Genomic DNA, 19493 nt, shown 5'->3' with positions numbered 1-19493 from the left:
GGTATAGGTTATGTAGGTTTATCTAATGGTATTTTACTTTCGCAATATCATGAAGTCGTAGCGTTAGATATTATTCCAGAAAAAGTTTCGATGCTTAATCGCAAAGAATCTGTAATTGTTGATTCTGAGTTACAAGATTTTTTAAAAAATAAATCGCTTAATTTTCGAGCCACGCTAGATAAGCATGAAGCTTATGAGGGAGCAAGTTATATTATTATTGCTACCCCTACCGACTACGATCCTGAAACTAATTATTTTAATACTACATCTATTGAAGCCGTCATTCAGGATGTTATGACTATTAATCCTGATGCTGTTATGATTATAAAATCAACTGTGCCAGTAGGTTATACGACAAAAACAAAAAAAAATCTTGGTTGTGATAATCTTATTTTCTCGCCTGAATTCTTACGAGAAGGGAGCGCTCTCTATGATAACTTGCACCCTTCCCGTATTGTTGTGGGTGAACGTTCCCAGCGCGCTGAAGTATTTGCTAACTTATTAAAAGAGGGCGCAATTAAAGAAAATATATCAACTCTGTTTACTGATTCCACTGAAGCTGAGGCGATAAAACTCTTTGCAAATACCTATTTAGCTATGCGGGTTTCCTACTTTAATGAACTTGATACTTATGCGGCCTCCCATGGTTTAAATACACGTCAAATTATCGATGGGGTATGTCTGGACCCTAGAATTGGGACACACTATAACAATCCATCGTTTGGCTACGGTGGCTATTGCTTACCTAAGGATACTAAGCAACTCCTGGCAAATTATCGCCATGTCCCACAAAACATTATTAATGCTATCGTAGAGTCCAATACAACACGAAAAGATTTTATAGCAGCAGAAATCCTGCAACATAAACCAAAGATTGTTGGTGTCTATCGTCTCATAATGAAAAGCGGATCTGATAACTTCCGAGCATCTAGTATTCAAGGGATCATGAAACGTATTAAAGCGAAAGGTATTGAAGTTATTATCTATGAACCTACACTAAAAGAATCTGAGTTTTTTAACTCTCGAGTATTGACTGACTTAGATAAATTTAAGAAAGAGTCCGATATAATCATAAGTAACCGGATGATTGATATATTAAATGATGTAAAAGATAAAGTTTATACCCGTGACTTGTTTGGTGACAACTAACTTTCGGTTATTTTATTGTGCTGAATGATACTTTTATCTTCAGCACAATAAATATTAATGGGGGAGATTCGTAACCGATAACTTACTCACCTGTAGACCTATTTATTCCCCGGGAAACAAAAAGGGATTAATACTGCTACGGGCAAACCCTTCGCCTTCCATCTTGGCATCAAGAATCAGCGAAGCCAAATCATCTGCCACCGCTTCTACCAGCGGGTCTTTTTCCTGATATAAGATTTTCAGGTAAGTGCCACAATCACCACAACTTTCCGCTTTCACGGCGGCTAATTCGGTGTCTAGCGACCAGTAGTTCAAATCACGGGTCTGCTCGCAATTACTGCATTTAATCCGCACCACATGCCACTCGCTTTCACACAAGTTGCAGTGCAAATAACGTAAACCGTTTTGCGTACCGATATGTACCACACTGGAAACAGGAATACTGCCGCACACCGGGCAGAATTGGCGATGTTCACCATATTCGGCCCGCGCTTTGCCAGGAATTTGGCTCGCCATCTGCGCCCAATACAAGGATAGCGCAGCCCAGATAAAGGGCGCTTTTTCGCTGCCAATATCTGCAAATTCGCGGTTTAACAGTGCATCTGCGTACAATTCCAGCTCATGTACTGATGCCTTATCCAGATTATCCAGCACCGCCACGATATGGTCGGGGGCATCATGGCGTAACTCGGCAATCAGTGCTGATAACAGCTTGCGCCAGTGATCGGTGCGCGGAAAAACACTCAAATCTAGCGGCGGTTTACCACTGGCCGCAGATTGTGCCAACTCAGTCTGCATATCCAACACCAGCGGGTGGTCATGCAGCGCTTTTTGCTGCGCCTGGGTAATTTTGGCGGCGAAATCCAGATAGTCAGCCAGTGGATTATCCAGCGCTAACTGCTGTAAACGTTCGGTGCGCCGGGTATACAGGCTTTTTAAATTCGCGAAAAGTAACGGCGGGATATTCCCCGCCGTTGTACCTTTTTCGCTCTGTTTACCTAATTGATCTTTAGGGACAATGCGAATACTCATCAGGGTTTCTCTTCCTGTTTGTTCTGAAGCTGCCTTTTGGCATTGACCTCGCGATACCAACGCGGATGGTGCTTTTTAGCCCATGCTGCGGGTACCCAACCTTCTACCATCGCGGTAATGGTGCCTTTCACCCATAGGGCGGCATAAATATGCACCATAATCACGATAATCAATCCTACCGCGGCCAATGAATGCACCAACAGCGCCAGACGAATCAGTGGGATCGGGAAAGAGGGCGCAAAGTAAGGCCGCCAAATCACCACGCCACTGGCCAGCAATAACACCAGGCTGATAATAGCAGCCCAGAATACGCATTTCTGACCAAAATTATAGCGCCCCGTATCACCCACTTCCTCATTCATGGCAATTTTATGGATATTTTTAGCCCACTCCAGGTCTTCCTTGTTGATCAGGTTATGTTTCCAGTAACGGAAGAACATGATGAGGAAGGCGGCGAACATAATCACCCCGGCGAAGGGGTGAAGGATGCGCGCCAACTGCGGCGTACCAAAAATATTCATCAGCCAGTTAAATGATGGGAAGAAGAACCCAAGCCCACTGATGGCAGCTAATATAAAACAAAAAGCCACTATCCAATGGTTGATTCGCTCCGGCGCACTGTAGCGCTGGATACGCTTTTCTTTTCTCATTTCCGCGTCTCCCCGTCGTCTGAGTGTTCAGCGGTGGTAGGCTCAGGAGCCTTGGATGCGGTATCGGAAGATGCGGAATCCGGTTTATCGTCTTCCTCCTCTTCTTCTTCAACCCGATTCGGGCCGACACCCACGTAGTGGAAGATACTGGCGGCAAAGGTCGCGGCAAAGCCAATCGCGGCCAGTGGTTTCCAGATGCCTTTCCAGAAAGTGACCGTCGGGCTGATGGTCGGGTTCTCCGGCAAACCATGATAAAGCTGAGGTTTATCCGCATGATGCAGCACATACATCACGTGGGTGCCCCCAACACCTGCTGGGTCATATAACCCGGCGTTATCAAAGCCGCGCGTTTTCAGTTCGCTAACCCGGCCTGCGGCCACTTCTTTCATCGCTTCTTTAGTACCAAAGTGAATCGCCCCGGTCGGGCAGGTTTTCACACAGGCAGGTTCCTGACCCACACCGACGCGATCGACGCACAGAGTACATTTGTATACCCGATTGTCGTCTTTGTTCATGCGCGGGACATCAAACGGGCAACCAGCGATGCAGTAACCACAACCGATACAATGCTCTGACTGGAAGTCGACAATACCATTCGCATACTGAATGATAGCGCCTTCTGACGGGCAGGCTTTCAAACAGCCCGGATCAGCACAATGCATGCAGCCATCCTTACGGATCAGCCACTCCAGCTTGCCGCTCTCTTCGTCTTCAACTTCAGAAAAACGCATTACCGTCCATGACTTGGCGGTCAAATCGGCGGGGTTATCGTACACCCCGACGTTATGGCCCACTTCATCACGAATGTCGTTCCACTCCGAACAGGCCACCTGACAGGCTTTGCAGCCGATACAGGTGGTGACGTCGATAAGCTTGGCCACCTCTTGCTGGTGGTTACGATCCTGTGGCGGCGGCGTAAGGGAATTGGTGCCGGAGCGCCGGATAATGTCTTGAGTTTGCAGTGACATAGGTTCTCTCCGTTACACCTTTTCCACGTTGACCAGGAACGCCTTAAACTCTGGCGTTTGTGTATTAGCATCACCGACAAACGGTGTCAGGGTATTGGCAATAAAGCCTTTTTTCGCCACCCCTTCGTAACCCCAGTGGATCGGGATACCAATAGTGTCAACTTCCTGCCCATGAACATTCAGCGTACGAATACGTTTGGTCACCACTGCCTTGGCTTTGATATAGCCGCGGTTGGAGCTGACTTTCACGGTATCGCCCTGCTTAATGCCCTTTTTCGCCGCCAGTTTTTCGCCAATTTCCACAAACTGTTCTGGCTGAGCGATAGCATTGAGCAGCGCATGCTTAGTCCAGTAGTGGAAATGTTCTGTCAGACGATAAGTGGTGCCGACATACGGGAACTGCTCATGAGAACCCATGGCAGCCAGATCATCTTTAAAGACGCGCGCGGCTGGGTTGGATATCACATTCGGATGCAGCGGGTTGGTGCCCAGCGGCGTTTCGAATGGCTCATAGTGTTCCGGGAATGGCCCTTCTGCCATTTTGTCGATGGCAAACAGACGTCCCATGCCCTCAGGCTGCATAATGAACGGCCCGACATCACTGCCCGGTGCAGCAGCGCTGTAATCTGGAATATCGACGCCGCCCCATTTGGCACCATCCCACTCCAGTAACTGGCGTTTCGGATCCCAAGGTTTACCCTGTGGATCAGCGGACGCGCGGTTGTACAGAATGCGGCGGTTAAGCGGCCATGCCCATGCCCAGCCCAGCGTATTGCCAAGACCTGATGGATCAGCATTATCACGCCGTGCCATCTGGTTACCGGCGGGTGTCCAGCTACCGGCAAAGATCCAACAGCCACTGGCGGTGGTGCCGTCATCGCGCAGGTGAGCAAAGGTGCTGAGCTGCTCGCCTTTTTTGACCAGAACTTTGCCATCGGCATCGGTAATATCGGCCAGCGCTTTACCATTGCTTTCCTGTGCCACTTCTTCTGGCTCTGGATTGTCTGGCGTCAAATAATCCCAGGTCATATTGAGCACCTGTTCTGGCACGGCACCACCTTCGCGGCGGTACATATCACGCAGACGACTAAAGATACCGGCCAAAATAGCGCCATCGTTCAATGCTTCGCCCGGCGCATCAGCACCTTTCCAGTGCCATTGCAGCCAGCGGCTGGAGTTAACGATAGAACCGTTTTCTTCAGCGAAACAACTGGATGGCAAGCGGAATACCTCGGTTTGAATTTTCGATGGATCGACATCATTAAATTCACCGTGGTTTTGCCAGAAATTCGCGGTTTCAGTATTGAGCGGGTCAATAGTCACCAAGAATTTCAGTTTCGACAGTGATGCCACTACTTTGTTTTTGTTCGGGAACGACGCGACCGGGTTAAAGCCCTGGCAAATATAGCCATTCACTTTACCCTGCGACATCATCTCGAAATATTGCAAAACGTCGTAGCCTTTATCCCACTTCGGCAACCAGTCGTAGCCCCAGCCGTTCTCTTTCTGAGCTTTATCACCGTAGAAACTTTTCATCAGGCTGACGAAGAATTTCGGGTAATTGCTCCAGTAGTTAACCTGGCCCGGCAACAGGGTTTTCGGGGTATTGGCCTTCAGGTACGTATCAATATCCGGTTGCTTTTCTGACGGCAAGTTCAGGTAGCCAGGCAAACTTTGTGACAGCAAGCCCAGGTCAGTTAAGCCCTGAATATTAGAGTGACCGCGCAAGGCGTTAATACCGCCCCCTGCCATCCCCATATTGCCCAGCAGCAACTGGATCATCGCCATGGTACGGATGTTTTGCGCGCCAACCGAGTGTTGTGTCCAGCCCAGCGCATACAGGAACGAGGCGGTTTTATTGGACGCACTGGTTTCGGCGAGATATTCGCAAACCTGCAAGAAATCTTCTTTTGGCGTACCGCAGATGTTGGAAACCACCTCTGGCGTGTAACGGCTGACGTGTTCTTTCAGCAAGTTCCACACACAGCGCGGGTCTTGTAATGTGACATCGCGTTTGGCAAAGCCGTTTTCATCCAACTGGTAGTTCCAGGTGGTTTTATCGTATTTGCGATTTTCGGCATCATAACCACTGAACAGGCCATCATCGAAGGTATAGTCTTCCCGCACCAGCAGGCTGGCGTTGGTATAAGCTTCGACGTATTCGCGGTTAATTTTGTTGTTGGTCATCAGGTACAACAACACGCCGGACAGGAACGCAATATCAGTACCGGAGCGGATTGGCGTATAGAAATCAGCCACCGAAGCAGTACGGGTAAAGCGTGGGTCTATTACCAGCAACTTGGCATTGTTGTGGATTTTGGCTTCCATCGCCCAGCGGAACCCCACCGGATGCGCTTCTGCCGCATTACCGCCCATGACGATAATTAAGTCTGCGTTCTTGATGTCAACCCAGTGGTTGGTCATCGCACCGCGACCAAATGTTGGAGCAAGACTTGCTACCGTTGGTCCGTGTCAGACACGTGCTTGGTTGTCTACGGCAAGCATGCCGAGAGCGCGACTAAATTTCTGGGTCAGATAACCCGTCTCATTGCTGGATGCAGAAGCACACAGCATACCGGTACTCAGCCAACGGTTGACGGTCACGCCCGCATCGTTGGTCTTAATGAAGTTAGCGTCCCGGTCTTCTTTCATCAGCTTGGCAATGCGGTCAAATGCATCATTCCAAGTGATTCGCTGCCATTTGTCTGAACCTGGCGCGCGGTATTCTGGGTATTTCAAGCGGCTTTCGCTGTGAATAAAATCCACCAGCCCCGCACCTTTAGGGCACAGCGCACCACGGTTTACCGGATGATCCGGATCCCCTTCAATGTGGAAAATACTCTCTTTGGCGTTTTTAGCACCGTCGCCGAGGCTATACATCAAAAGCCCGCAACCGACGGAACAATATGTGCAGGTATTCCGCGTTTCACGGGCGCGCAGCAACTTATAATTGCGCGTTTCCGCCAGCGCCACCGACGGCGTAAAGCCGAGTGCCGCGACCGTGGTTCCTGCCATACCGCCAGCGCAGATCTTAAAGAACTGCCTTCTGCTGACCTGCATGGGTCTCTCCTTCATTCATTGTCACATTGGATGAATTTAAAATTCAGTTCTCGCTTCCCTCAACAAAACCAGAAGCGCTAAAATCGCTGACGCGATATCACCTTTATCGGTGTGGGATACATTTCTTTATAAATTGAATTATACCCATACCATTCTTAATGTGAATGTTACCACATTGTGATTATGGGTTATAACTTTCAGGGCCGCATAGTGAGCCAGATCAAACCTTCAGATATTGACCTCTCCACCGAAATTTGCGGTGCCAGGCAACTTAACGTGCTACAGCGCCATCACATGGCGGAGCCGCAATTGGATTGGCTGGCAGAAGAAGTGCCGGTAGCTCTGGTATACAACGGCATTTCTCATGTGGTGATGATGGCGACCCCTAAGGATTTAGAGGCTTTCGCGCTGGGGTTTTCGTTGTCAGAAGGCATTATTACCGCGCCACAAGAAATCTATGCCATTGATGTCACGCCCAGTTGTAATGGTATAGAAGTTAACATTGAACTCTCCAGCCGCCGTTTTGCCGGTTTAAAAGAACGCCGCCGTGCTATGGCTGGCCGCACTGGGTGTGGAGTCTGTGGTATCGAACAACTGGACGATATTTTCCGCCCAATCACCCCCCTGCCATTCACACAAACCTTTGACCTTAACCACCTAGACCGCGCACTCACACAGCTCAAACAAGTGCAAACAGTGGGTCAACTGACCGGTTGTACCCATGCTGCCGCCTGGATTAATCCTCAAGGCGAATTATTAGGTGGCTGTGAAGATGTGGGTCGTCATGTGGCGCTGGATAAGCTGCTTGGGATTCGAGCTAAACAGCCGTGGCAGCAAGGCGCAGTGCTGGTTTCCAGCCGTGCCAGTTATGAGATGGTGCAGAAAACGGCTATGTGTGGAGCCGAGATTTTATTTGCTGTTTCAGCTGCAACAACCTTAGCAGTTGAAGTCGCCGAGCGCTGCAATCTCACCTTGGTTGGCTTCAGTAAACCCGGCCGGGCAACGGTGTATACCCACCCAAATCGGATTCAGGCATAAAAAGACCACACAATAAGTACGGCATTGATAATCATTTTCAATATCATTTAATTAACTATAATGATCCGAATGCTTACGCGGTGCTTACTTTTTTTGTGCCGCCCTACACCTACGGAGACGATGATTATGAGTTACTCACTGCCATCCCTGCCTTATGCTTATGACGCCCTGGAACCACACTTCGATAAGCAGACGATGGAAATCCATCACACCAAACACCACCAAACCTATGTTAACAATGCAAACACGGTGTTGGAGAGCTTCCCTGAGCTGGCTAAATTCAGTGTTGAAGATCTGATCAAAGATCTGGACAAAGTTCCTGCAGAAAAACGCACCTTTATGCGTAATAACGCCGGCGGCCACGCTAACCACAGCCTGTTCTGGAAAGGCCTGAAACTGGGCACCACGCTGACCGGTGACCTGAAAGCCGCTATCGAACGCGACTTCGGCAGCGTTGACAGCTTCAAAGAAAAATTTGAACAAGCTGCGGCAACGCGTTTCGGTTCAGGCTGGGCCTGGCTGGTACTGAAAGACGACGGCAAACTGGCTGTTGTTTCGACTGCTAACCAAGACAGCCCGCTGATGGGTGAAGCTGTTTCTGGCGCATCAGGTTTCCCGATTGTGGGCCTGGATGTGTGGGAACATGCTTACTACCTGAAATTCCAAAACCGTCGCCCAGACTACATCAAAGCATTCTGGAACGTGGTTAACTGGGAGGAAGCAGCCGCACGTTTCGCTCAGGCTAAGTAACGAAAGCAGCTATACCCCATAGCTTTAAGTTCGAAAGATATATGCCAGCAAGGTTCTCTTGCTGGCATTTTTTATTGCTATTTGCTGGCATTTTTATTGTTAAAGTTTAGCCAATTCCTGCCGATAGAATGTACAAGAAGGTCACTGGTATTCATGGAAGAAATCTATGAATGTAGAAGTCATTACGTTTGGGAAAAGCACTCTTGCCAAGGCTGCCCCACATACCGCCAGTTCCCCGAAATCCTCTAATAATTAGACCTCCCCAAACTCACCTACGCTGATTGATTTGCAGCAAAAACACCGCATAACGGAGAAGAACATGGCAGCATTTAACAAAGTTTTTGGTAACTTTGAAAACGTGAAAGTCGGTAAAAAGCTGGGATTAAGCTTTTTCCTGATGTTGTTGTTGGTTGGGGTCATCGCTGGTACCACCGCATATCATTTCTCCGTCATTGAAGAACATGCTTATAAAGTCGATTTGAGTTACAAAATTAATGATGAGGCTAATCAGGCGAAATATAACCGTGCGTTATATGAACGTACCTATGACCTGAAATACATCAAAGAAAACTCTGAACATATCAATAATATAAAAAACCTATTAACCCAAAGTGAGAACCTTAGCTGGTCGGAAGATAACCGCAAAACAATCAGTAGCATTGCCGATGTGGTAGATGAATATCTGCAACAACAAAGCAATTTTGTTAATGCGGTGGCTCATAAGGACGATGTACGCAAAAGTTGGAATATCTCTGAAACCCAGAAGAATCTCAATGAGTTACAGCAAAGCTTTCTTAATGAGGGTGCTGATACCAACACCCAGATTCTGCTGGCGGAAATGAACCAAAAGTTAATGACCGTGCGCTATAACGCGCGAGGTTTATTACTGGATCGCAACCAGGATGCAGAGTCTTCATTGATTACCTCAATCAATATTGCCAACAGCGCGGCAAATGCTTTCATGCCAGTGCTATCAGCCGATCAGCAAAAACTATTAGCTCCGGTCATTTCCAGTCTCAGTGCCTATAAAGAAAACGTATTAGCCTATTTACCTGCGTATCAGCAAGAGCTGGAAGTGGGTAAAGTGATGGAAGAGAATGCCAATGAACTCAATAAGTTGGCAACGCATTTGTTCACTCAAGAACTGCAAGGCACTCATGATGAAATCAATAATGCGCAATTGCAGCTAGCTATAGCAGCTATTGCGGCCCTGATATTGGGTTTACTGATTTCATGGCGCATGACCCGCCAGATTACTGTGCCACTACGCACCACGTTGGCGATGGCCGAGCGCATTGCCACCGGTGATTTAACCGCAGCGACCACCTCTAATCGTACTGATGAACTGGGCCTGCTGATGAATGCCGTCGCCCGAATGAATGAAAACCTGCGTGCCATGATTGACGAAATTCGCATTGGCGTCAGTCAGGTATCGCACGCTTCTGGCGAGATTGCCGCAGGCAATACTGATTTATCATCCCGCACCGAGCAACAAGCCGCTGCGGTAGAAGAAACTGCCGCCAGTATGGAGCAGTTGAATGCCACGGTTAAGCAGAATGCTGATAATGCCCACCATGCTAATCAGCTAGCAACGGAAGCATCACAAACCGCGCAACAAGGCGGCAAGCTGGTTAACGATGTAGTGCGCACCATGAACGATATTTCTGGCAGCTCTAAACGCATTTCTGAAATCACTTCGGTAATTAACAGTATTGCTTTCCAAACCAACATTCTGGCGCTGAATGCCGCCGTTGAAGCGGCGCGCGCTGGTGAGCAAGGCCGTGGTTTTGCTGTGGTCGCGAGCGAGGTGCGTAATCTGGCGCAACGCAGCGCACAAGCAGCAAAAGAAATTGAAGGGTTGATTGGAGAGTCGGTGTCTCAAGTCAATGCCGGTACATCGTTGGTACAAAATGCGGGTCAAACTATGGAAGATATTGTCCGCTCAGTGACCCATGTGCGCGATATCATGGCGGAAATTGCCTCAGCCTCTGATGAGCAAAGCCGGGGCATTACCCAGGTCAGTCAGGCTATCTCGGAAATGGATAGCACCACCCAACAAAACGCCGCATTGGTGGAAGAGTCTGCCGCGGCCGCTGATTCACTGGCAGAACAAGCTATCTTACTGGCGCAAGCTGTTGCCGTATTCCGCCTGTCCGAAACAGAAACTGAGTCTGTTCACAGTGAAACTACCGCTCCACGGGCAACCCCACCACGCCCAGCACCAGAGACAAACCGCAGCCAGCAGCAGGATAACTGGGAAACCTTCTGATTCTGCGTTAAACCATGGAGCCCTGCCGTCAGGCAGGGTATTCTGAGTCTCCCTTCTGAACGCAGACAAGGAGAGCAGGTGAAATATCCACAGGTTTATATCGGTAAAATCGAGCCTTACAGCGGCAGTTCCCCAAGTGCCATTGGCAAACGTCAGGTGCAGGGCAGCATTATGCTTACATCTCTGGGATTGGAAGGGGATGAACAAGCCGAAACTCGCTTCCACGGCGGCCCGGATCGGGCGTTATGCCACTACCCACGCGAGCATTATGCTTACTGGGCGCAGCAATTCCCTGAACAGGCTGAGCTTTTCTCCGCTCCGGCTTACGGCGAGAACATATCAACCCTCGGCATGACCGAGAAGAACGTGTTCATGGGGGATATCTATCGCTGGGGTGAGGCACTCATTCAGGTAACACAACCGCGCTCCCCTTGCTACAAACTCAATTTTCATTTTGCTATCGAAGATATGTCGGTGCTGATGCAGCAAACTGGCTACTGCGGCTGGTTGTATCGCGTGATTTCACCCGGCAAAGTCAGCGACGGCCATCCGCTGGAGCTATTAGCGCGCACCAGTGATGTCAGTGTCTCGGAGGCCATTGCTATTGCCTGGCATATGCCATTCGACGAAGAACAATATCGCCGCTTGTTATCGGTATCTGGATTATCCGCCAGTTGGAGCAAAACCATGCTGACCCGTCTTTCCCAGGGAAAGATAGAAGACTTTAATCGGCGGTTGCTAGGGAAGAATTAACGACAGGGTTATTGCATAACAAACATGCCGATTTTATCAACAAACTTGACTGTATCTCAATTGAGATACAAACTCTGTTTATTGATGAGGAGGTTAAAATGGCTACACACACCACAATGTTGCATGTCCGTATTGATGATGACGTCAAAAAACAGGCAACGGCAGCACTCAATGCAATGGGTCTTTCAGTTTCCGATGCTGTGCGTTTGTTTTTAAATCGCGTCGTCGCTGATCAAGCAATTCCATTTGAATTGAAAATACCTAATCCCCAAACACGTGCGGCGATGCAGGAAGCAGAAGAGATCGTTCAAACTCATAGCGCACGTTTTACAACTTCTGATGAGTTATTTATTGAACTTGAAAAAGACAACAGTAAGTAAACGAACGACAGTGCCAAGGACGGCAGATTATACCAACGGTTTTCTTAAAGACTGGGAAAAGCTGTCCCGCAGCGGTCGTTATGACATGCATCGACTCAAACAGGTCATGTTGCTACTTATCGCAAATGACACACCGCTAGATGCCGAATGGTTGGATCATCCGCTTAAAGGTGACTGGGAAAATTTCCGTGAATGCCATATTGGTGGAGATTTTTTACTCATCTACAAATTAAGTGGCAGCAGTAAAATAGGTGAGATTGTTTTTGTCCGCGCAGGGACACACTCAGAACTGTTTGATTGATAATATTTATATAAAACAAACCGGGCGGCGGTCATGCCACACACCCGATTATTTCGAAAGTCGTAATCAGAACGCTTTTTTGGCGTAACCAGTCACTTCTTTCAGGCCCATCTCGCGGCCTAATGCGGTCATTGGATGCACCACCACAATACCGCGCACTGCTTTCTTCAAAGTGCCCATATCGGCCTGTTCTTTTTTGGTGATGGCACGGCTGAAGGGCAGTTTAGCCAGCTTCTGGGCTTCAGCACTCAGGTTTTTAACCCTGACTTCTTTCAAGCGCTGGATTTCAGCCGCCAGTTTCTCTTTTTCTTTCATATGCTGTGCGATTAAATCCACATTACCCTGCTGAATAACAGTGGGATCTTTGTGATTCAGCGCATCCAGCATATCGCTTAGACGTTTGATTTCTGCATGTTCTTTCATAGTATTGGCCCGTACATGCCGCTAATGGGCACGATATTTCGCTAAAGTTGGAGATAGAATAGCACTGATTGTGCATCAAGATGGATAGTGTATCAGGATGCGTCTCTTTCAGCAGCAGCCTCCTGTACCGGCTGCCACTGCATTCCAGCCGGTAAACCACTCATTTCACATGCAACCGCCCCCAATCGCTCCAACGCCCCGGTATAACGGCTATTAAATGGATAACAGCAGGATAGGCGAAATGCATGACGATAGCGGCCGCTGGGTGAATAAAGTGTCCCCGGCGTCAGGCAAATCTGCTCTTGCAGCAATTGATGGAACAGCGCGACGGTATCGACGCTATCAGGGAATTCGACCCAAAAGACAAATCCGCCAGCCGGCTGTGTCACTGTAGTTCCGCGCGGGAAGTAGCGGGTTATCAGTTGTTGGGCTTGCTGTACTTGCTGCGCATAACGGCGGCGCAAGCTACGCAGATGGTGATCATAGCCGCCAGACTCAAGGAACAGTGCCAGTGTTTCCGACAACAACATTGGCTCGGCCATCGACGACACTGCTTTTAGTTTGTGCAGTGCTTCGGTGAAACGCCCGCCATCAATCCAGCCGATACGGAAATCCGGTGCCAGCGTTTTGGTAAAACTGGAGCAAAACAGCACCCAGCCATCACGATCAAAGGCTTTAACTGCCGGAGATAACGTCGAGCCAAATTGAATTTCAGCATACAAACCATCTTCAATTAATGGCACTTGATGATCGTTCATCAGCTGTGCCAAGCGTTTTTTGGCGGCGAGCGGCATGGTATAACCCAAAGGATTCTGCACCGTCGGCATAGCAATCAGCGCATTCAGCCGCCCTTCTTCAAGCAATAACTCCAGTACATCCAATGAGATACCTTGCTGTGGATCGGTTGGAATCTCCACCGCTTTCAACCCAAGACTTGCCAGCAATGGCATCAGATAGAAATAGGTCGGTGATTCCAGCCCAACACAATCCCCCGGTTTGGTAGTCACCCGTAGCGCCAATTGCAGCGCTTCCATGCACCCATGGGTAATGGTGATATCAGCCGGATCAGCCAACATCCCCAAGGTCATGGCGCGGCGAGCGATTTGCTGTCGCAGGCGCTGGCTGCCGGGTGGCAAAGAGTATTGACTGATTAATTGCGGCTCGCGGCGTAATAAGGAAGCCATGATGCGGCCCAACTTGGCGCTGGGATAAAAATCACCTGTCTGCGGGCAGGCCAGTGAGATATTGGTAAAACGCGGATTTTGCTGGGCGGCAAAAACGGTATCAATCAAATCCAGCACTTCGTCCACCGGTTTCCCCACCGTGGCCGTTGGCACCACAGCGGTTGACGGGCTACAGACATAAAAACCCGACTGCGGGCGGGCTTCAATCAGGCCGCGGTCTTCCAACGTACGATACGCAGCCACGACCGTATTGATACTGACCTGATGGCTCTGCGCGTAACCCCGCACCGAGGGCAGCCGGCTACCGGCCAGGAGACTGCCGTTTTTAATGGCTTGCGCCAAATTGTCAGCCACTTGTAAGTAGCGAATTTCGTTCATAACAAGGGACATGGTGACAGTTCTCCACAGGATCAATGGGTACAGTTTAGCGCCATGCAAACTGTACCCATTACAATAGATAACTTCTGCTTCTGACGCCATCACGGATTGATCTTTATGCTGAATCTCTTGATAACATTAATAGGATCTCCCCCATGTTGGACAGTGCTTTCATCAGTTACGTCACCGTGATGTCGATAACCCCAGGCCCGAATAATCTGTTGTTAGCCGCTTCTGGTGTCCATTTTGGCTTACGCCGAACTTTCCCGATGATGTTGGGGATTACCTTTGGTTGCGCACTGCAATGCGCATTAATGACCACGCTATTGGCATTTATCCTCAGTTGGGTTGGAGTTGTCCGTCTGCCTTTGGTGACATTAGGCGGTGGCTATTTACTGTGGCTCTCGTGGAAGATTTTTAATTCCGGCACCCCCGATGCCAGGGATAGTGAGCAACCTATGGGTTTTATTCAGGGGGCATTATTTCAGGCAATAAATCCAAAAGCCTGGTTGATGGCAATGAATGTCGCCATCTTATTCACCCCACGCGAAGGGGCGACGCTCAACCATACCCTGCTGATTATGAGCGGCTTTGCATTGTTAAACCTGCCCTGCGTCGCGGTTTGGGCAGTGATGGGGGATCAATTGCGTCATGCGCTGCGCATCAATTGGAAGCTGCGGTTATTTAACGGCGTGATGGGCGGCTTGATGGCAATAACAGCATTATGGCTGTTGGTCGAAGAATGGCTCAGTGTTTTGAATCATTAAACATGGCCAAGCGGCGAGAGTTTGGAGACTTGTTTTTGACTGATACGGGAGAGTAATTCAGTAATCGATAGCACCATGGTGGAACGCACCATCTGCTGATAACGCTGGCGTTGCATGGCAATCAGCGAAGCATCGGCTTCATCTGGGCGTAAGAATGTTGGTACTGGTGGCAGCTCAGCAACACAATGCAATTCACCAAATGGCCCGAGGATTTCGTCATCGGTAAAGCGATACTCGGTGCCATCATGGTTTAGCTCTTCACGCAGTGCCATTAATAGTTCTGCATCTTCATATTCATGCCGGGTTATAACGCCCAAAGCATAAACCAACTTCAATCGTACGGATAACTCACCCAACGGCCCATCCCCGACCAGCAATGGCTCCACAGCATATTTCACCGCATAGTCATCTTTACGAAAAACCTGCACCACGAGAATGTTTAACGCCTCTGCCAATAATTCGACAGCAGCCATCAAGAAACTCCGAACGGTCTTCCCCGCGTTCAGATGTTCAAGTACCCGATTCTCAAATGCCTGTGTTTTTTCAATCATTGTTGGTCACTGGGGTGGTTTCAGTTTATCAGGCTACGAAAGGATAAATACCGCGCAATCCGACACGGCATTTATCCCCGTCAACTGGCTTGGTGCTTATGCAAGTTTATCCTGCATGGCGTTATACACACTCACCGCCTGTTCCACAACCTCGCTATCAGCTGGCAGACCGGAAATTTGAGCCAGCGTGGCTTTCGGCCCTAATTTAGCCAGTAATTCAACCAGTTCCTGCGCTTGCGGGTCTTGCTCACTGCGATAACTCATCGCGGCAGCAATGCCGGTCACCAGGTGATTATGTGGCAACTGATATTCCAACGTTCCCAACAGTGGCTTGATCAAACGGTCACCGGCACTCAGTTTTCGCAGTGGCTGACGGCCAACACGCTCAACATCATCATGCAGATAAGGGTTTTCAAAACGCGAGAGAATTTTTTCAATATAAGCGGCGTGTTTCTGCGGATCAAACGCATAGCGCTTAATTAGCACCGCGCCACTCTCTTCCATCGCACCTTTCACTGTCTGACGTACCGCGGGATCAAGAATGGCATCACGAATGGTTTGGTGACCGGCAAGCTGGCCCAAATAAGCGGTAATGGCATGCCCGGTGTTCAAAGTGAAGAGTTTGCGCTCCACAAAGGCCATCAGATTGTCAGTCAGTTCCATACCTGCTATTTGCGGTGGCTGCCCTTTAAATTGGGTGCCATCAACAATCCACTCGCTAAAGGTTTCTACTGTCACGGCCAGAATATCGGTACTGCCGGCTTCTGATGGCGGCACAATACGGTCTACCGCAGAATCAACAAACCCAACATGTTGTTCAACCCATTCCTGCTCACTTTCTGGCAAGGCAGCAAAAACATGCTGTTTCAACTGGCTGGTGCCACGCACCATATTCTCACAGGCAATAATATTCAGCGGACGGGTGTTACCTTGCTGATGACGGGCCACCAAACCTTGCGCCACGGTACCTGCGATGCGGGCCAGAATTTGTGGGCCAACCGCGGTGGTGACAATATCAGCTTGTGCAATCAGCTCCACCACTTCCGGGCTACCGCTGTTGACGGCGCTAACATTCTTCACTTCTTCGACTCGCGCTTGCTCACCCACCACATTAACCTGATAACTCTTACGCTTATTCAGCTCATCCAATAGCGGCTGATTAACATCTGCGAAAGTGAGTTGTGCACCAGCATCAGCAAGCAGTTTACCAATGAAGCCTCGGCCAATATTACCTGCGCCAAAATGTAATGCTTTCATATTTGTTACCTTTAACTGTGTGGCTGTGAAAGGGCCGCGTACTCCCCACGGCCCTATACTCGTCATACTGCAAGCTGCATGTGCGTTGGCTTTTCTCTTGCACCCGAATCATTGACTCGCGCCAACTCATCGGGATTTACTCGCTTGCCGCCTTCCTGCAACTCGAATTATTTAGAGTATATTTAGTTATTACTGGGCTATTTTTACCACTTGGTTACTTTTTACCGCCCAATAAATCCAACACTTCTTGTACGCTAGTGGTTTTGCTTAAGCGCTCAATGACAGAGTCATCGTCCAGCGCGTTGGTCAGGCTGGTAATGACGTGAATGTGCTCATTGTTACGAGCAGCAATACCAATCACCAAGCGAGCCACTTCGTCTTCTTCATCGCCAAAGCGCACACCTTCAGGGTATTGGCAGAACACCACACCCGTCTTCAGTACACGATCTTTAGCTTCAATGGTGCCATGCGGCACGGCGATAGATTCGCCCAGATAAGTGGAAGTCAGTTTCTCACGTTCCAGCATCGCTTCAACATATTCAGGCTCTACATAACCGCCCTTCACCAACTGCTCACCGGCAAAGCGGATAGCCTGCTCTTTGGTCGCTGCATGTTGGTTCAGGAAAACATTCTCCGCGCCCAGTTTGAAGAGATTGGCCTCTGATGGCTCAAAGCTATCATCCAGTTTTTCAATCACTTTCTGGACGGTGACTGCACTGCTGCTGGCCTCAACCAGACGAGCCGTCAGGTTGCTATACAACTGGCTGTCGAGGAAGTTGGTCAACGAAATATGCTGAGCCTGCGGCGCATGACGCATGGCGCGCTCGGTCAAATCACGGTGAGTGATAACCAAATCAACATCTTCCGGCAAATTGTTAATGGCGCAGTTGGTCACAGAGATGTGCTTCAAACCAGCATCCAATACTTTCTTACGCAATACACCGGCCCCCATCGCACTGGAACCCATACCGGCATCACAAGCAACGATGATTTTACGCACAGTGCTCAAGTCCCCCGCAGCAGCGGCTGCATTGGCTGCTTGTGCCCCTTTAGATTGTGCTTTCATGTCTTGCATACGACGAGTGGCATCTTCCAGGCTGTCTTCTTCGTCGTCTTTGACTTTAGAGGTTTTCAGCAGGATGGCGGAGACCACGAAGGACACGGCAAATGCGGCTGCAACTGCTGCAATATTGGCAAAGTAAGCACCTTTAGGTGTCATTGCCAATACCGCCAGGATAGAACCAGGAGAAGCAGGTGATACCAGGCCACCGTTCAACACAGTCAGAGTGAACACACCTGTCATACCGCCCAGAATAACCGCCAGCAATAAGCGTGGGTTCATCAGAACGTATGGGAAATAGATTTCGTGGATACCACCGAAGAAGTGGATGATAGCCGCGCCGCCAGCAGATTGCTTCGCGTTACCTCTGCCGAAGAACATGTACGCCATCAACACACCCATACCTGGGCCTGGGTTAGCTTCGATCAGGAAGAAGATAGACTTACCGGTTTCAGTCGCCTGTTGGATACCCAAAGGAGAGAAGATACCGTGGTTAATCGCATTATTCAGGAACAGGATTTTGGCCGGTTCGACGAAGATAGACGTTAGTGGCAGCAGGTTAAGCTGCACCATGATATGCACGCCTTTCGCCAACACTTGGGATAATACTTCTACCAATGGGCCAATTGCCATGAAGGCCAAGATAGCCAACAGCATACCGATGATACCGGCTGAGAAGTTGTTAACCAGCATCTCAAAGCCGCTTTTGATTTTACCTTCAACCCAGCGGTCAAAGTGTTTGATTGCCCAGCCACCCAGTGGGCCGACAATCATTGCACCGAGGAACATTGGCATATCCGCACCAACGATAACCCCCATGGTAGTAATAGCACCAACCACACCACCACGATCGCCACCCACCAAACGGCCGCCGGTAAAACCGATCAGCAATGGCAGCAGGTAGGTGATCATCGGGCCAACCAGTTTGGCTAGCGTCTCATTCGGCAACCAACCCGTTGGAATAAACAGTGCGGTGATAATACCCCAGGCGATAAATGCGCCGATGTTGGGCATAACCATATTACTGAGGAATCGGCCAAAATTTTGAATTCTGACCTTTGCGTCTGGTGAAAACATAAAACACCCCTATTGGTACGCGCTAACAATAAGAGCGCGATATAATTGTTTTGTTGAGGCAGTTCTGCAAAACCCGCCGGTGTTATCGAATACAAACACACTGTATGCAAAACAAACTCTAGCATGCTCTTTTGCTCACGCGTAGCTCACCTATTTTATGTGACATAAATCACACCAAAGCACCCTCTACAGGGGTTGATTTAGTGATTAAGATCACACTATTAGGGTGTAAGAAAGCCACGGGGGATAATTTTTAAGCTAAAAACGACCATTATAGTGACTCGCATCACACTTTTATGATGGTCATTTGTTTTGAAAATGTGATGTTAATCACAAGTTATTTTTGCTCGCAGAAGCAGGATGAGACATTCGCCCACCCAATACATCGATATTGAACCACTGACTGATAAATATGTAATAAAACAACAGGAGGAAGGAGGCACACG

General features: G+C 49.0%; 17 protein-coding genes. 8 read left to right on the top strand and 9 right to left on the bottom strand.

The features are described from left to right. Window positions 1-1149, top strand: a 1149-nt coding sequence (locus tag HU019_RS03855) for a nucleotide sugar dehydrogenase (protein ID WP_235921476.1), incomplete at its 5' end; no start/stop codon positions are given. 102 nt (window positions 1150-1251) lie between these two features. Here the strand turns inward: HU019_RS03855 and fdhE are convergent. The 4 genes from fdhE to fdnG are packed head-to-tail and all read right to left on the bottom strand — an operon-like array spanning window position 1252 to window position 6859. Then, the gene (fdhE, locus tag HU019_RS03850; protein WP_174848313.1) at window positions 1252-2181 is read right to left on the bottom strand and encodes a formate dehydrogenase accessory protein FdhE; all 930 of its coding nucleotides are present in this window, start codon (window positions 2179-2181) and stop codon (window positions 1252-1254) included. Continuing rightward, the gene (gene fdoI, locus HU019_RS03845; RefSeq protein ID WP_005161937.1) at window positions 2181-2831 is read right to left on the bottom strand and encodes a formate dehydrogenase cytochrome b556 subunit; all 651 of its coding nucleotides are present in this window, start codon (window positions 2829-2831) and stop codon (window positions 2181-2183) included. The genes fdhE and fdoI overlap by 1 nt, the downstream gene beginning before the upstream one ends. Then, window positions 2828-3799 carry a formate dehydrogenase subunit beta gene (fdxH, locus tag HU019_RS03840; RefSeq protein WP_174848312.1) on the bottom strand — a complete coding sequence of 324 codons (972 nt, stop codon included), beginning with the start codon at window positions 3797-3799 and terminating at the stop codon, window positions 2828-2830. Before fdxH ends, fdoI begins: the two co-directional genes overlap by 4 nt. A gap of 12 nt (window positions 3800-3811) precedes the next feature. Beyond that, entirely contained in the window at window positions 3812-6859 is a 3048-nt protein-coding gene (fdnG, locus tag HU019_RS03835) for a formate dehydrogenase-N subunit alpha (protein WP_174848311.1), read from the bottom strand. A 183-nt stretch (window positions 6860-7042) separates the two neighbouring features. On the opposite strand from fdnG, the gene fdhD reads away from it, so the two are divergent. The 6 genes from fdhD (at window position 7043) to HU019_RS03805 (ending at window position 12350) form a co-directional block, all read left to right on the top strand. Continuing rightward, window positions 7043-7897: a formate dehydrogenase accessory sulfurtransferase FdhD gene (fdhD, locus tag HU019_RS03830; RefSeq protein WP_174848310.1), complete on the top strand. Its 855-nt coding sequence runs from the start codon at window positions 7043-7045 to the stop codon at window positions 7895-7897. 126 nt (window positions 7898-8023) lie between these two features. Beyond that, window positions 8024-8647, top strand: coding sequence for a superoxide dismutase [Mn] (gene sodA, locus HU019_RS03825; protein WP_174848309.1), 624 nt, complete (start codon window positions 8024-8026; stop codon window positions 8645-8647). A 319-nt stretch (window positions 8648-8966) separates the two neighbouring features. After that, complete coding sequence (locus HU019_RS03820; RefSeq protein WP_174848308.1) at window positions 8967-10916, top strand: methyl-accepting chemotaxis protein; 1950 nt, start codon at window positions 8967-8969, stop codon at window positions 10914-10916. A 78-nt stretch (window positions 10917-10994) separates the two neighbouring features. Continuing rightward, window positions 10995-11669: a 6-hydroxyaminopurine reductase gene (gene yiiM, locus HU019_RS03815; protein WP_174848307.1), complete on the top strand. Its 675-nt coding sequence runs from the start codon at window positions 10995-10997 to the stop codon at window positions 11667-11669. Between the two features lie 98 nt (window positions 11670-11767). Then, window positions 11768-12049, top strand: a complete 282-nt coding sequence (locus tag HU019_RS03810) for a type II toxin-antitoxin system RelB/DinJ family antitoxin (RefSeq protein WP_174848306.1) — start codon at window positions 11768-11770, stop codon at window positions 12047-12049. 10 nt (window positions 12050-12059) lie between these two features. Beyond that, complete coding sequence (locus tag HU019_RS03805) at window positions 12060-12350, top strand: type II toxin-antitoxin system YafQ family toxin (protein ID WP_227739227.1); 291 nt, start codon at window positions 12060-12062, stop codon at window positions 12348-12350. Between the two features lie 66 nt (window positions 12351-12416). On the opposite strand, the gene HU019_RS03800 is transcribed toward HU019_RS03805, so the two are convergent. Further along, window positions 12417-12773 carry a YibL family ribosome-associated protein gene (locus HU019_RS03800; RefSeq protein WP_005161962.1) on the bottom strand — a complete coding sequence of 119 codons (357 nt, stop codon included), beginning with the start codon at window positions 12771-12773 and terminating at the stop codon, window positions 12417-12419. 92 nt (window positions 12774-12865) lie between these two features. Further along, on the bottom strand, window positions 12866-14347 hold the full coding sequence (locus tag HU019_RS03795) for an aminotransferase-like domain-containing protein (RefSeq protein WP_174848304.1): 1482 nt from the start codon (window positions 14345-14347) through the stop codon (window positions 12866-12868). Window positions 14348-14490: 143 nt separating this feature from the next. Here HU019_RS03795 and HU019_RS03790 point away from each other — a divergent pair, with 143 nt between their 5' ends. Beyond that, window positions 14491-15102, top strand: a complete 612-nt coding sequence (locus HU019_RS03790; RefSeq protein ID WP_174848303.1) for a LysE family translocator — start codon at window positions 14491-14493, stop codon at window positions 15100-15102. On the opposite strand, the gene HU019_RS03785 is transcribed toward HU019_RS03790, so the two are convergent. The 3 genes from HU019_RS03785 to HU019_RS03775 form a co-directional block, all read right to left on the bottom strand. Next, window positions 15099-15653: an MltR family transcriptional regulator gene (locus HU019_RS03785; protein WP_005161972.1), complete on the bottom strand. Its 555-nt coding sequence runs from the start codon at window positions 15651-15653 to the stop codon at window positions 15099-15101. The genes HU019_RS03790 and HU019_RS03785 overlap by 4 nt on opposite strands. A gap of 96 nt (window positions 15654-15749) precedes the next feature. Then, complete coding sequence (locus HU019_RS03780; protein WP_174848302.1) at window positions 15750-16910, bottom strand: mannitol-1-phosphate 5-dehydrogenase; 1161 nt, start codon at window positions 16908-16910, stop codon at window positions 15750-15752. A 214-nt stretch (window positions 16911-17124) separates the two neighbouring features. Further along, window positions 17125-19047, bottom strand: coding sequence for a PTS mannitol transporter subunit IICBA (locus tag HU019_RS03775; protein ID WP_174848301.1), 1923 nt, complete (start codon window positions 19045-19047; stop codon window positions 17125-17127). Window positions 19048-19493: the final 446 nt, after the last annotated feature.

The sequence above is a fragment of the Yersinia artesiana genome (assembly GCF_902726545.1).
In the GTDB taxonomy this organism is placed as follows: Bacteria; Pseudomonadota; Gammaproteobacteria; order Enterobacterales; family Enterobacteriaceae; genus Yersinia; species Yersinia artesiana.
Note: the sequence above shows the minus strand (reverse complement) of the source record. Positions and strands in the feature narration are given on the sequence as shown.

Coding starts and splice junctions, on each gene's coding strand:
- HU019_RS03785 (WP_005161972.1), bottom strand. CDS start 15,653: ATGATTGAAAAAACACAGGCATTTGAGAATCGGGTACTTGAACATCTG.
- HU019_RS03775 (WP_174848301.1), bottom strand. CDS start 19,047: ATGTTTTCACCAGACGCAAAGGTCAGAATTCAAAATTTTGGCCGATTC.
- HU019_RS03790 (WP_174848303.1), top strand. CDS start 14,491: ATGTTGGACAGTGCTTTCATCAGTTACGTCACCGTGATGTCGATAACC.
- HU019_RS03820 (WP_174848308.1), top strand. CDS start 8,967: ATGGCAGCATTTAACAAAGTTTTTGGTAACTTTGAAAACGTGAAAGTC.
- HU019_RS03810 (WP_174848306.1), top strand. CDS start 11,768: ATGGCTACACACACCACAATGTTGCATGTCCGTATTGATGATGACGTC.
- fdxH (WP_174848312.1), bottom strand. CDS start 3,799: ATGTCACTGCAAACTCAAGACATTATCCGGCGCTCCGGCACCAATTCC.
- fdoI (WP_005161937.1), bottom strand. CDS start 2,831: ATGAGAAAAGAAAAGCGTATCCAGCGCTACAGTGCGCCGGAGCGAATC.
- fdhE (WP_174848313.1), bottom strand. CDS start 2,181: ATGAGTATTCGCATTGTCCCTAAAGATCAATTAGGTAAACAGAGCGAA.
- sodA (WP_174848309.1), top strand. CDS start 8,024: ATGAGTTACTCACTGCCATCCCTGCCTTATGCTTATGACGCCCTGGAA.
- HU019_RS03795 (WP_174848304.1), bottom strand. CDS start 14,347: ATGTCCCTTGTTATGAACGAAATTCGCTACTTACAAGTGGCTGACAAT.
- HU019_RS03780 (WP_174848302.1), bottom strand. CDS start 16,910: ATGAAAGCATTACATTTTGGCGCAGGTAATATTGGCCGAGGCTTCATT.
- fdhD (WP_174848310.1), top strand. CDS start 7,043: ATGGGTTATAACTTTCAGGGCCGCATAGTGAGCCAGATCAAACCTTCA.
- HU019_RS03800 (WP_005161962.1), bottom strand. CDS start 12,773: ATGAAAGAACATGCAGAAATCAAACGTCTAAGCGATATGCTGGATGCG.